The organism is Neorhizobium fuzhouense (genome assembly GCF_042611105.1).
Taxonomy (GTDB): Bacteria; Pseudomonadota; Alphaproteobacteria; order Rhizobiales; family Rhizobiaceae; genus Neorhizobium; species Neorhizobium galegae_A.
In genome coordinates this window covers 212,546-225,658 of record NZ_JBHFFP010000003.1, presented here as the reverse complement: position 1 = coordinate 225,658, position 13,113 = coordinate 212,546, and the positions used below count along the sequence as shown (strand labels likewise).

13 protein-coding genes are annotated in these 13,113 nt (G+C 61.9%); 12 read left to right on the top strand and 1 reads right to left on the bottom strand.

Annotated features, from left to right (window positions below; genetic code table 11):
- The first annotated feature begins 34 nt into the window (after positions 1 to 34).
- The 12 genes from ACEXP3_RS07965 (at position 35) to ACEXP3_RS07910 (ending at position 12,317) form a co-directional block, all read left to right on the top strand.
- Positions 35 to 1,669 carry an ABC transporter substrate-binding protein gene (locus ACEXP3_RS07965; RefSeq protein ID WP_377296754.1) on the top strand — a complete coding sequence of 545 codons (1,635 nt, stop codon included), beginning with the start codon at positions 35 to 37 and terminating at the stop codon, positions 1,667 to 1,669.
- A 21-nt stretch (positions 1,670 to 1,690) separates the two neighbouring features.
- A complete protein-coding gene (locus tag ACEXP3_RS07960; protein WP_377296753.1) occupies positions 1,691 to 2,755 on the top strand; it encodes an ABC transporter permease in 1,065 nt (354 codons plus the stop codon).
- Positions 2,752 to 3,684: an ABC transporter permease gene (locus ACEXP3_RS07955; RefSeq protein ID WP_377296752.1), complete on the top strand. Its 933-nt coding sequence runs from the start codon at positions 2,752 to 2,754 to the stop codon at positions 3,682 to 3,684. The genes ACEXP3_RS07960 and ACEXP3_RS07955 overlap by 4 nt, the downstream gene beginning before the upstream one ends.
- The gene (locus tag ACEXP3_RS07950) at positions 3,681 to 4,514 is read left to right on the top strand and encodes an ABC transporter ATP-binding protein (protein ID WP_210105451.1); all 834 of its coding nucleotides are present in this window, start codon (positions 3,681 to 3,683) and stop codon (positions 4,512 to 4,514) included. Before ACEXP3_RS07955 ends, ACEXP3_RS07950 begins: the two co-directional genes overlap by 4 nt.
- On the top strand, positions 4,511 to 5,263 hold the full coding sequence (locus ACEXP3_RS07945; protein ID WP_377296751.1) for an ABC transporter ATP-binding protein: 753 nt from the start codon (positions 4,511 to 4,513) through the stop codon (positions 5,261 to 5,263). The genes ACEXP3_RS07950 and ACEXP3_RS07945 overlap by 4 nt, the downstream gene beginning before the upstream one ends.
- Positions 5,264 to 5,295: 32 nt before the next feature.
- Positions 5,296 to 6,228 (top strand): LysR substrate-binding domain-containing protein, encoded by a 933-nt coding sequence (locus ACEXP3_RS07940; protein WP_377296750.1) that lies wholly within the window; start codon positions 5,296 to 5,298, stop codon positions 6,226 to 6,228.
- Between the two features lie 134 nt (positions 6,229 to 6,362).
- Positions 6,363 to 7,895, top strand: coding sequence for an ABC transporter substrate-binding protein (locus tag ACEXP3_RS07935; protein WP_377296749.1), 1,533 nt, complete (start codon positions 6,363 to 6,365; stop codon positions 7,893 to 7,895).
- A gap of 173 nt (positions 7,896 to 8,068) precedes the next feature.
- Positions 8,069 to 9,022 carry an ABC transporter permease gene (locus tag ACEXP3_RS07930; RefSeq protein ID WP_377296748.1) on the top strand — a complete coding sequence of 318 codons (954 nt, stop codon included), beginning with the start codon at positions 8,069 to 8,071 and terminating at the stop codon, positions 9,020 to 9,022.
- On the top strand, positions 9,022 to 9,840 hold the full coding sequence (locus ACEXP3_RS07925; protein ID WP_377296747.1) for an ABC transporter permease: 819 nt from the start codon (positions 9,022 to 9,024) through the stop codon (positions 9,838 to 9,840). The genes ACEXP3_RS07930 and ACEXP3_RS07925 overlap by 1 nt, the downstream gene beginning before the upstream one ends.
- Before the next feature lie 21 nt (positions 9,841 to 9,861).
- A complete protein-coding gene (locus ACEXP3_RS07920; RefSeq protein ID WP_377296746.1) occupies positions 9,862 to 11,256 on the top strand; it encodes an amidase in 1,395 nt (464 codons plus the stop codon).
- A 285-nt stretch (positions 11,257 to 11,541) separates the two neighbouring features.
- Complete coding sequence (locus tag ACEXP3_RS07915) at positions 11,542 to 11,868, top strand: ElaB/YgaM/YqjD family protein (protein WP_210105456.1); 327 nt, start codon at positions 11,542 to 11,544, stop codon at positions 11,866 to 11,868.
- 2 nt (positions 11,869 to 11,870) lie between these two features.
- Complete coding sequence (locus ACEXP3_RS07910; RefSeq protein ID WP_377296745.1) at positions 11,871 to 12,317, top strand: hypothetical protein; 447 nt, start codon at positions 11,871 to 11,873, stop codon at positions 12,315 to 12,317.
- Between the two features lie 36 nt (positions 12,318 to 12,353).
- On the opposite strand, the gene ACEXP3_RS07905 is transcribed toward ACEXP3_RS07910, so the two are convergent.
- Complete coding sequence (locus tag ACEXP3_RS07905) at positions 12,354 to 13,112, bottom strand: Crp/Fnr family transcriptional regulator (RefSeq protein WP_210105458.1); 759 nt, start codon at positions 13,110 to 13,112, stop codon at positions 12,354 to 12,356.
- Position 13,113: the final 1 nt, after the last annotated feature.

The window sequence follows — 13,113 nt, the reverse complement described above, 5'->3', positions numbered from 1 at the left end:
AAGACTGACACTACAACAAAATCAGGGGACTAACATGACCGTGTTTCATCGCAATTTCCGTATCCTGACGACGAGCGTCGCGCTGTCGCTGGCAACGCTTGCCGCACCGCAGGCCTTTGCCGCAACGCCGGCCGATACGCTCGTTGAAGGCTTTGCCATCGACGATATCATCACGCTTGATCCGGGCGAGGCGTTCGAGCTTTCCGCGGCGGAAGTCACCGCCAATACCTACAGCAAGCTGGTCATGCTCGATCCGAAGGACACCTCTAAGGTCGTCGGGGAACTTGCCGACAGCTGGACGGTATCCGACGACGGCCTGACCTATACGTTCAAGATGAAGCCGGGCCTCAAATTCGCCTCCGGCAACCCGATCACCGCAGCCGATGTCGCCTATTCCTTCGAGCGCGCCGTCAAGCTCGACAAGTCGCCGGCTTTCCTTCTGACGCAGTTCGGGCTGACCGGTGACAACATCACCGACAAGGCGAAAGCCGTCGATGACGCGACCTTCGCGCTCACCGTCGACAAGCCCTATGCACCGAGCTTCGTGCTCAACGTTCTGACCGCTACCGTGGCATCGGTCGTTGATAAGAAGGTTGTGGTCGCCAAGGCCAAGCCGATGACGCCGACCGCCGAATACAAATACGACAATGATTTCGGCAACGAGTTCCTGAAGACCGGCTATGCCGGTTCCGGCGCCTACAAGATCGTCACCTGGCGCGCCAACGAAGCCGTCGTGCTGGAAGCCAACCCGAACTTCTTCGGCGAAAAGGCCAAGATAAAGCGCGTCATCTATCGCCACATGAAGGAAAGCTCCGGCCAGCGTCTGGCGCTGGAAAACGGCGATATCGATATCGCCCGCAATCTTGAGCCGAACGATCTGGCCGCCATCTCGGGCAAGAAGGATCTGGCCACCATCTCCGCTCCGAAGGGCACGCTCTATTACTTCAGCCTCAACCAGAAGAATGCCAACCTTGCAAAGCCTGAAGTGCGCGAGGCGTTCAAGTACCTGATCGATTACGATGCCATCGGCGAAACCCTGATCAAGGGCATTGGCAAGATCCACCAGTCCTTCCTGCCGGAAGGCCAGCTCGGCGCTTCGAGCGAAAACCCCTACAAGCTGGATGTGGCAAAGGCCAAGGAACTGCTGGCGAAGGCCGGCCTGAAGGACGGCTTCACCGTCACCATGGACGTGCGCAACACGCAGCCGGTGACGGGCATTGCCGAAGCCGTGCAGCAGACGCTCGGGCAGGCCGGCATCAAGCTTGAAATCATCCCGGGCGATGGCAAGCAGACGCTCACAAAATACCGCGCCCGCACCCATGACATCTATATCGGCCAGTGGGGCTCGGACTATTTCGACCCGAACTCGAATGCCGAAACCTTCACCAGCAACTATGACAATTCCGATCAGGGCAAGACCAAGACGCTCGCCTGGCGCAATGCCTGGGATGTTCCGGAACTGACGAAGAAGTCGCAGTCGGCGCTTCTGGAAAAGGATTCTGCCAAGCGCGCGGCGATCTATCAGGATCTGCAGAAGGAAGTTCTGCAGACGAGCCCCTTCGTCGTCATCTTCCAGCAGGTGGAAGTGGCCGGTTATTCGGCCAAGCTGAAGGATTTCAAGCTGGGTCCGAGCTTCGATACCAACTTCGTCTCCACGATCTCGAAGTGATCCGCGGAAAGGTCTGATCCCTTGACGCTTCCTGAAACAACGGGTGCGGTGCGGCCAAGGCGCCGCACCGCAAGCCCGGCCATAGGCCTGCTGCGTTTTGCCGTCACGGTCGTGACGACATTTCTCGGCCTGCTTGCCGTGACCTTTTTCATCGGGCGTGTCATCCCGATCGATCCGGCGCTTGCCATCGTTGGCGATCGCGCGCCCGCCCATGTGGTGGAACGGGTGCGCGAGCAGCTTGGCCTCAATCTGCCGCTCTGGCACCAGTTCCTGCTCTATCTGAAGCAGGTCCTGTCCGGCGATTTCGGTGTCTCGGTGCTCTCCTCCAATCCGGTGATGGAGGATATTCGCCGGGTCTTTCCCGCAACGCTGGAGCTTGCGACGCTCGGCACGCTGATCGGCGCCGTCTTCGGCATTCCGCTCGGCGTTCTGGCCGCCGTGCGCCGTGGCAGCCTTGTCGACCAGATCGTGCGGGTCATTGGCCTCATCGGCTATTCCGTGCCCGTCTTCTGGCTGGCGCTTCTGGCTCTGCTGTTCTTTTACGCAAGGCTGAACTGGGTCGCCTATCCCGGGCGCATTGATGTCGTCTATGAGTATACCTTCACGCCGATCACCGGGCTTTTCATGGTCGATGCGATCATCCAGGGCCAATGGGATGTGCTGTGGGATCTGTTTCGCCACATCATCCTGCCCGCCTCGCTGCTCGGCTATTTTTCGCTGGCCTATATCAGCCGCATGACGCGCTCCTTCATGCTGAACGAGCTGGCGCAGGAATATGTGGTTGCCGCGCGCGCCAAGGGGCTGTCGGAAACCCGCATCATCTGGTTCCACGCGCTGCGCAATGCCGCCGTTCCGCTGCTCACCGTCATTGCGCTTTCCTATGCTGGCCTTCTCGAAGGCTCGGTTCTTACCGAGACGATCTTCGCCTGGCCGGGCATCGGGCTTTACATCACCAATTCGCTGCAGAACGCCGATATCAATGCCGTGCTCGGGGGCACGATCGTCATCGGCGCCGTGTTCATCACCATCAATCTTCTGTCCGATCTTCTCTACCGGACGCTGGATCCGAGGACGCGCAGACGATGAGCATGCCGCAGACCACCTTGAAACCCTATAGCCGCGAATGGCTGCTCTCGGATCGCCCGACCTCGCGGCGGCAGGCCAAGCTCGGCCGTGCCTATGTCATCTGGCGCCGGTTCTCGGAGAATCGCCTGGCGCTCGTCGGCCTGTTCATCATCCTGGCGCTGATCGTCATTGCCGGGCTTGCCGATCTCATTTCGCCGCATAACCCTGTCGTGGGTGACCTGCGCAATGCCCGTCTTCTGCCGCCGGGCACGGATGGCTATATCCTCGGCACAGACGATCAGGGCCGCGATATCCTCTCGCGCCTCATCCACGGCTCGCGGCTGACGCTGCTTGTCGTCGTGCTGGTGGCCATCATCGCAGCCCCCATCGGCCTTATCGTCGGCACGGTGGCCGGTTATGCCGGTGGCTGGGTCGATGCCGTCCTGATGCGCATCACCGACATCTTTCTGGCATTTCCGAAGCTCGTGCTGGCGCTGGCACTGGTTGCAGCGCTTGGTCCCGGCATCGAAAACGCCATTCTGGCAATTGCCGTGACCTCCTGGCCGCCGTATGCGCGTATTGCCCGGGCGGAAACGCTGACCTTCCGCAATTCCGAATTCATCGCGGCCGTGCAGCTGATGGGCGCCTCGCCGTTTCGCATCGTGCTGCGTCACGTCATGCCGCTCTGCACGTCCTCGCTCATCGTGCGCGTCACGCTCGACATGGCCGGCATCATCCTGACGGCGGCGGGCCTTGGTTTCCTCGGCCTCGGCGCGCAGCCGCCGCTTCCGGAATGGGGCGCGATGATTGCGTCTGGTCGCCGCTTCATTCTCGATCAATGGTGGGTGGCCGCCATGCCGGGTTTTGCCATCCTCATCGTCAGCCTTGGCTTCAACCTTCTGGGCGATGGCCTGCGCGATGCGCTCGATCCGAAGGAGGCCGGCCAATGAGCAAGCTTCTGACCGTCGACGATCTGCGCGTTTCCTTCCCCACCCGCACGGGACAGGTGGATGCCGTGCGCGGCGTGTCTTTCACGCTCGGCAAGGAGCGGCTCGGCATCGTCGGTGAATCCGGCTCCGGCAAGTCGCAGACCGGCCGCGCCATCATGGGGCTGACGCCCGGCCACGCAAAGATCAGCGCCAAGACGCTTGCCTTCGATGGCATAGATCTCCTGTCCGCCTCGGCCAGCCAGCGCCGGGCGCTGCGCGGCAAGCGTGTCGCCATGATCCTGCAGGACCCGAAATATTCGCTGAACCCTGTGATGACCATCGGTCGCCAGATTATCGAGACCTTGCGCACCCACGAGAACGTCTCGATGAAGGAGGGCAGGGCGCGCGCGCTTGCCATGCTGGAGGCGGTGCAGATCCGCGATCCGGAACGCGTCTTCGATCTTTATCCGCATGAAGTATCCGGCGGCATGGGCCAGCGCGTGATGATCGCCATGATGCTGGTCTGCGGGCCGGAGCTGCTGATTGCCGACGAGCCGACGTCTGCCCTCGATGTCACGGTGCAGCTCGAAGTGCTCGCCATCCTCGACAAGCTCGTTTCCGAACGCGGCATGGGCCTCATCTTCATCAGCCACGATCTGCGGCTGGTGTCATCCTTCTGCGACCGCGTCATCGTCATGTATGGCGGGCGCGTGGTGGAGGAACTGCCCTCGGCCAATCTCGCCGAGGCGAAACACCCCTATACGCAAGGTCTGTTGAATTGCCTGCCGACGATTGGAACGCATCGCCATCCGCTGCCCGTTCTGGAGCGAAAGCCGGAGTGGGCTCTATGAGCGCGTCTGCTCTTTCCGTTCGCAACATGGTGGTGGCTTTCGACGATTTCCTGGCGCTCGATGACGTCAGCATCGATGTGCGCGAGGGCGAATCCTTCGGCATCGTCGGCGAATCCGGTTCGGGGAAATCGACGCTTCTGCGTGCCGTGGCAGGCCTCAACAGCTTTGAAAGCGGTAGCCTCACGGTGGCCGGGACAAGTTACCGGGGCCAGACGCGGAGCAAGGATTTTTACCGCACCGTGCAGATGGTGTTTCAGGATCCATACGGTTCGCTGCATCCGCGCCAGACCGTGGACCGGCTGCTGCTCGAACCGCTCGCCATCCACGGCTTTACCGATGTCGATGTCCGCATTGCCCGCGCGCTTGACGAAGTGGGTCTCGGCAGCGGTTTTCGCTTCCGTTATTCGCACCAGTTGTCCGGCGGCCAGCGCCAGCGCATCGCGATTGCCCGGGCGCTCATCCTGGAGCCGAAAATCCTGCTGCTCGACGAACCGACCTCTGCGCTCGATGCCTCGATCCAGGCGGAAATCCTCAACCTGCTCGAACAGGCGCGAAAAGATCGCGGGCTGACCTTCGTCATGGTGAGCCACGATCTCGGCGTCATCAGCCACATGTGCGAGCGTTTGACGGTGATGCGCAAGGGCAAGGTGGTCGAAACAGTGTCGGTCGATGCGCTGGAAAATCGCGCTTTTTCGGAAGACTATACCCGTGCGCTTCTGGTGGCGAGCGAAGGGTTTCGCCGGGATTGACTCCGGCCTGACGGTGGCACCGAGGAATCCCGATGCAGCTTCGTGCCCTCATGTATTTCGACGAGCTCGTGCGCACCAATTCGATGCGCGCGGCCGCCGAAAATCTCAATGTTGCGGCTACCGCCGTCAGCCGCCAGATCGAGAACCTCGAGCATTACTTCGGCACGACACTGGTCGAGCGCTCCAATCGCGGCATCAAGCTGACCGCCGCCGGCGAACTACTGGCGGCGCGGGCTGGACGAACTTTGAGGGAACTCGAACACGTCCACCAGCTGATCGATGACCTCAAGGGCCTGCAGCGCGGCAAGGTGACGATTTTTGCCAATGGCGCGACCGTTGCCAATCTGATTGCGCCGGTGCTGGCGGAATTCAGCCTGCGCTTTCCAAAACTGCGCTTCGAAGTGGCCATCACCAGCGCACGCCAGGCGCTGGATGCGCTGGCCTCTGCCGAGGCGGATCTCGTCGTGACCCTCTTTGCCCCCAAACTGTCGGGGGTGAAGGTCAGGCTGCGGTCGGAAATCACCTATGACCTGATCACCTCGGCCAACCATCCGGCAGCATTGCAGCCGGAGATTTCGCTGCGCGAGATCGCCGCCCTGCCGCTGGCGCTTCCCGACAAGAGCTTTGGCGCGCGCCTTGCCTTCGAAGAGCAGTTCCTGAAGATCGGCGTGGAGCTGGATCCGGTCTTTGTCACCGGTTCCTTGGAAATGCTGAAGGAACTGGTTCTGCGCGAGGCGGCCGTGACGCTTCTGCCAGCCCTTGCCGTCCACCGCGAAGTACGCTCCGGCCAGCTTGCGGCCATCCCCGTCTCGGCTGGCAAGGGCGTGCGCACCTCGATCGATCTGTGCGTTGCGCCAGACCGCCAGCTGTCCTTCGCCGCCTCCAAGCTCGTCGACTTCATCGAAGCCTTCATGCGAGGCGCGGACCGGCCGAAACAGTCTGAACGGAAGAAGACATCGGTGTAGCGTTTTCCGCTACACAGGGCACACAAAAATGCTAATTGTGTGTGCGCCTGCGAAGTGCCACTCTCTTGCCATAACAGCGTTCCCGCAGGGCCTGATGAACCGGTGGCAGAACGAGAATAAGGGGAAGTTGGAGAATGGGAAGCACATTCCTTCGTGCATCGACGACACTCTCGCGCCGCGCCGTGCTTTTGGCTGCGCTGGCGGTCGGCCTCGGGGCAGGGCTGCACGGCACGGCCGAGGCGGCGGCGAAGACGACGCTGACGCTTGGCATGTCGGTGGAGCCGCCGGGGCTCGATCCGACGGTTGCAGCCCCGGTCGCGGTCGGCCAGGTCACCTGGCAGAATGTCTATGAGGGTCTTGTCACCATCAACGAAAAGGGCGAGATCAAGCCGCAGCTGGCCGAAAGCTGGACGATATCCGACGATGGTCTGACCTATACGTTCAAGCTGAAGACCGGCGTCACCTTCCACGATGGCGAAGTGTTTGATTCTGCCGCTGCGAAATTCACGCTGGACCGTGCCCGCGGGCCGGAGAGCACCAATGGACAGAAGCGTTTCTTCCAGGCAATCGATACGGTTGAGACACCGGATGCCTCGACGCTGGTCCTGAAGCTCAAGGCACGCAACAGCAGCCTTCTCTACTGGCTGGGCTGGCCCGCCTCCGTCATGGTGGCGCCCAAAAATGCCGCAGACGCCAAGACCAACCCCATCGGCACCGGCCCGTTCAAATTCGTCAACTGGACGAAGGGCGACCGTGTGGAGCTTGCCGCCAATCCCAACTACTGGGACAAGTCGGTCAAGGTGAAGCTTGAAAAGGTCGTCTTCCGCTTTGTGGCGGATGCGCAGGCGCAGGCCGCGGCCCTGAAGTCCGGCGATATCGACGCCATCCCGGAATTTGCCGCGCCCGAATTGATTGAGGATCTGAAGGGCGACAGCAAGCTTGCAACCGTCATCGGCAATACCGAGTTGAAGGTCGTTGCCGGCATGAACAGCGCAAAGAAGCCGTTCGACGACAAGCGTGTGCGCCAGGCGCTGATGATGGCGGTGGATCGCAAGACGCTGGTGGAAGGCGCCTGGTCCGGTTTCGGCACGCCGATCGGCAGCCATTATACGCCAAACGACCGCGGTTATGTGGACCTGACCGGCACCCACCCCTACGATCCGGAAAAGGCAAAGGTGCTGCTGGCGCAGGCCGGCTATGGCAGCGGGCTCACCTTTACCATCAAGGCCCCGCAGATGGCCTATGCGCAGCGCTCCTCGCAGATGCTGCAGGCGATGTTTGCCGAAATCGGCGTGACGCTCAACATCGAAACCACCGAATTCCCGGCGAAATGGGTGGCGGATGTCTTCAAGGGCTCCAATTACGACATGACCATCGTTGCCCATGCCGAGCCGATGGACATCGATATCTATGCGCGCGATCCCTATTACTTCAACTACAAGAACCCCGCCTTCAACGACGTGCTGAAGAAGGTGGAGGAAACCACCGATCCGGCAGCCCAGGAAAAGCTCTATGGCGACGCGCAAAAGATCCTCGCGGACGACGTGCCGGCGCTCTATCTTTTCGTGATGCCGAAACTCGGCGTGTGGAACAAGAACCTCACCGGTCTCTGGGAACACGAGCCGATCCCCTCCAACGTGCTGACCAACGTCTCCTGGACGCAGTAATGCACGCCGGTCCCGGCGCCTGCCAACCCGCCGGGACCCCTTTTTCTCATCTATGAGACGACTATGGTAAGTTCAGATGTCCGCCGCCTTTGCCCTGACGGGCAAGGGATCGGAATTGTCATGCGCGCAGGGCCTCGGCCTGTGCGACAAAACCGCCGCTGCGGAGAGATGCAATGATCCTGCTGCTGATCGCGCGGCGCTTTCTGGGCCTTCTGCTGACGCTCCTCATCGTCTCCGTGCTGATTTTTGTCGTGATGGATCTTCTGCCCGGCGATCCGGCATCCGTGATGCTTGGAACGTCGGCCACGCCGGAAACGCTGGCGGCGCTGCAGCGCCAGCTGGGGCTCGATCAGCCGCTGCCGGTTCGATATGTCACCTGGGTCCTGTCGGCCTTCAAGGGTGATCTCGGAACCTCCTATACCTATAGTGTGCCGGTGGCCGGCCTCATCGCCGAGCGGCTGGCGGTCACCGTGCCGCTGTCGCTGCTCGCCGTCGCGCTTTCCATGGCGATTGCCATTCCGCTCGGTGTCATCTCGGCCGGACGGCGCAACAGCCTTGTCGATTACGGCGCAAGCGTCATCTCGCAGGTCTTCATTGCCGTGCCCGGCTTCTGGGTCGGCCTGCTCCTCGTCATGCTGTTTTCGGTCACCCTCGGCTGGATGCCCGCCGGCGGATTTCCGGGGTGGGACAATGGTCTTTGGGCAGCGCTTAAGGCGCTGGTGCTGCCGGCCATAGCACTAGCGTTGCCGCAGGCTGGCGTTCTGACACGCGTCACCCGCACCGCCGTTCTGGAGGTGATGAACGAGGATTTCGTCCGCACCGCCCGCTCCAAGGGGCTGTCGGAAAAGACGGCGCTCTGGGTGCATGCGGTGCCCAATGCGCTGGTGCCTGTCGTCACCATTCTCGGGCTGCAATTCACCTTCCTGATTGCCGGCGCGGTGCTGGTGGAAAACGTCTTCAACCTGCCGGGCCTGGGGCGGCTTGCCTATCAGGCGCTGACGCAGCGCGATATCATCGTCATGCAGAACGTCATCCTGTTCTTTTCCGGCCTCGTCATCATCATGAATTTCCTTGTGGATCTCGCTTATCTCGCGATTGATCCAAGGCTTCGGGCGGGAGTGCGCTGATGCGGTATCTGTTGCGCCGCCCGATCCTGCTCTCGGGTCTCGTCATCACCACCTTCCTCTTCGTCGTGGCACTTCTCTCGCTGGTCTGGACGCCGCTGCCGCCAACGAAGATGCAGATCATCCACAAGCTGAAGCCGCCGCTCGATTATGGCCTGCTCGGCACCGATCATTTCGGCCGCGACATTGCCTCCATGCTGATGGTGGGGGCTTGGAATTCGCTGTCCACCTCGCTGCTGGCCGTTGCTATCGGCGCCACGCTCGGCACTCTGGTCGGCGTGTTTGTCGCGGCCGTGCGCGGTTTTACCGAAACTCTGGTCATGCGCGGCTGCGATATCATCTTTGCCGTGCCGCCCATCCTGTCGGCGATGATGCTCGGCGCTTTCATGGGGCCGGGGCGGTTTACCGCCATCATCGCCATTGCCGTCTTCATGGTGCCGGTGTTTGCCCGTGTGACGCTCGGGGCCGCAAACCAGATCTGGACGCGCGATTACGTGATGGCGGCCATCGGCATGGGCCGCAACCGCGCGCGGATCACGCTCACCCATATCCTGCCCAATATTTCCAACCAGATCATCGTGCAGGTAACGATCCAGCTTGGCCTTGCCATCCTCACCGAAGCCGGCCTCAGCTTCCTCGGGCTCGGCATGCCCCCGCCGACACCCACCTGGGGACGCATGCTGTCTGATGCACAGACTTACCTCAGCCAGGCGCCATGGATGGCGCTGATGCCGGGCATGGCCATCGCGCTCGCGGTGCTCGGCCTCAACATGCTGGGCGATGGCCTGCGCGACCTTTTAGACCCTCGTGACCAATCCTGATTTCAGATCGAAGACATCGCCATGAATGAATTGCTGACACTGACCATCCGGCAGGTCCGGACCCTCTTTGCCGAAAAAAAGCTGTCGCCGCTCGAATACTGGCGGGCGGTTGAGGAGCGGATTGCCGCCTTCGAGCCGCATATCGCAGCCCTTTACCTCTACGACCCCGAAAGCGCCCGTGCGCAGGCCAAAATCTCCGGCGAGCGTTGGATGAAGGGCGAGACGCTCGGACCTCTCGATGGCATTCCGCTGACGTTGAAGGAGTTGATTGCGACGAAGGGCGATCCGGTGCCGCTTGGTACGAAAGCCGTCGAACTGGTGCCGGCGCCTGCCGATGCGCCGATTGCCGCCCGCTGCCGGGAAGATGGCGCGGTGATCTTTGCGAAAACCACATGCCCCGATTACGGCATGCTGTCGTCGGGGCTCTCCAGCTTCCACAAGCTCAGCCGCAACCCCTGGGATCTCTCGCAGAACCCCGGCGGCTCGAGCGCCGGCGCATCGGCGGCTGCGGCTGCCGGTTTCGGCCCCTTGCATATCGGCACCGATATCGGCGGCTCCGTGCGGCTTCCGGCCGGCTGGACCGGCATTTTCGGCTTCAAGCCCAGCCAGGGGCGCATTCCGGTCGATCCCTATTATGTCGGGCGCTGCGCCGGGCCGATGACGCGCACGGTTGAAGACGCCGCCTTTTCCATGGCAACGCTGTCGCGGCCCGACTGGCGCGACGGAACCTCGCTGCCGCCCAATGATCTCGACTGGCTGGATTTCGATGTGGATGTGCGGGGCCTGAAGATCGGCCTGATGCTCGACGCCGGAACCGGGCTTGCCGCCGAACAGGAGGTTCAGGATGCCGTGGTCGCGGCTGCCCGGCTTCTGGAACAGGCGGGGGCCGAAATCGTGCCGGTCGGTCCGGTCATCACCCGCGCCATGCTGGACGGGCTCGACAATTTCTGGCGCGCGCGTTTCTGGGGCGATATCGAGGCGATGCCGCAGGCGCGCCGCGATACGATCCTGCCCTATATCTACGACTGGGCGAAGGGCGGCGCCGATGTCTCGGGCGTCGATGCCGTGCGCGGCTTCAACCAGACCATCGAGATGCGCAAGACCTGCGGCAAACTGTTCACGACGGTGGATGCGGTCATTTCGCCCACCAATCCCATTGTGTCCTATCCGGCCGAATGGGCCTCGCCGACCAACGACCCGGCAGCACCCTTCGAGCATATTGCCTTCACCGTTCCGTGGAACATGTCGGAGCAGCCGGCCTCCTCGATCAATTGCGGCTTCTCCCGTTCTGGCATGCCGATCGGGCTGCAGATCGTCGGCCCGCGCTATGCCGACCAGTTTGTGCTGAAGCTGTCAAAGCTCTTTGAAACCCTGTCGGGCGGGATGCCGCGCTGGCCCGAGCCGCCTGTGGCCTGACGATCGCCGATCGATACCCCTTGCGACACCTGACGACTGATCCTTGCGTGCTTGATTTTGCGCAAGGATGGCTCGGTTCGCACAGTCCATAAAAAGAATGCGCGCAAGCGCCTGCTATGCAATCTTTGTCCTGTGGAACAAAACAGCAGCTTCGTCGTTGACGGGCGAACCACCGGGCGCCGGACGCATACGGACGGGGGCATGTTTTTCTGTCGCCGAATTTTTTCAGTCTGTCGCGCGCACCGCAGTCCTGCCAGGCAATTGCCATTTCTCAAGGAGATCCCAATGTCCATGAATTCGCCGAATGAATTTCCGCGCACCGGCTCGCAGGCCGATATCGAACTGCAGTTGCAGCAGTTGCGCGAAGACATTGCAGCCCTTGCCCGCACGGTTGCCGCTGCCGGCTCTTCGAAAGCCGATGACCTGAAGAGCAAGGCCAAGCGCGCCTCGCATGATGCCATGGATGCCTCGGCCCAGATGATGGATGCAGCCAAGGCGCAGGCCCTGTCGATGGAGCAGGACCTGGAGCGCCAGATCCGCTCCAAGCCGCTGCAGTCGGTCGCCATCGCTGCCGGCGTCGGCTTCCTGTTCGCGCTCCTGTCGCGCCGCTGATCATGGGCGGTCTTGCCCCTCTGATCGCCTCGCTGGTGTCGATGGACATGCGGTCCACCGTGCACCGGCTTCGACGCAACACAGTTCTTTACGCCATTGCAGCGCTCTTCGTGCTGACGGCCTATGGGGCAGGCGTTGCGGCCTTTGCCGTCTATCTCGCCACCATGATGAGCATTGCGGCGGCCCTTGGCATCGTGGCGCTTCTGGCGCTTGCCGTGGCGCTTCTCGTCTTCAGCATTGTCCTTTTGAAGAACAGGGCGGACGAGCGGCGGCGGCGGGAACAGGCAGCCGGCAACCGCGCGCTGATGATCACGGCGGCTGTCTCGGCCTTGCCTATCCTCCTCAAATCCCGGCCGCTTGCTGCCGCGGCGGTGGTGAGCGGCCTTGCGCTTCTTGTCACGCGCTTCATGGGAGCAGGCTCGGATAACGAGGCTGAGCCGGGCGCCTGACGCTGATCAAGACCAAGATGATGATGGCCGGCGTCCTCAGATGAAGGGACGTTGGCCTTCGTCCGTCGGGCGCCAGCCGGCAATGTCGAACAGCCTTTCCCGCTCCAGCACTTCCGAGCCTCGATCGAGCCATCGCAGGACATTGGCATCCGACAGCCGGCGCAGCGTCTTGTTGGTATGAACCAGCGACAAGCCGAGCGTATCGGCCACATGCTGCTGCGTCAGCGGCAGGATCTTTGCTCCGTCCTCGTTGAAAATGCCCGTCACATGGGCGCGGTGATCGAGGAAGGCGAGAAGATAGGCCGCCCGCTCCAGCGCCGTGCGCCGGCCGATGCTGAGCAGGTGTTCGTCCAGCATGGATTCTTCGCGGGAGGCGATCCAGGTGAGGTCGTAGCCGAGCGAGGGGTGCTTTCGAAACAGCGATGTCAGCCTGTCGCGTTCGAAGATGCACAGCGTCATGCGCGTCAGCGCCTCCACCGAATGCAGCATTTCCCGCATCAGATTGCCCTGCAGGCCGACAAGGTCTCCAGGCAGGATGTAATTGAGGATCTGCCGGCGACCATCCTCAAGGATCTTGTAGCGAAAGCCCCATCCGGCCAGCACCGTATAGAGCTGCGGATGCATCTCGCCTTCCACGATGATCGTGGCGCCCGGATCGACGGCCAGCTCCCCGATCTTGAAGGTTGAGACAAAGCCGAGTTCTTCCGGCGTGAAATCGCGGAAATTCTCACGGCGACGCAAGGGACAGAGGTTGCAGGGGATGCGGGGAGGACTGAATGGTTTCATTTGAGCCATG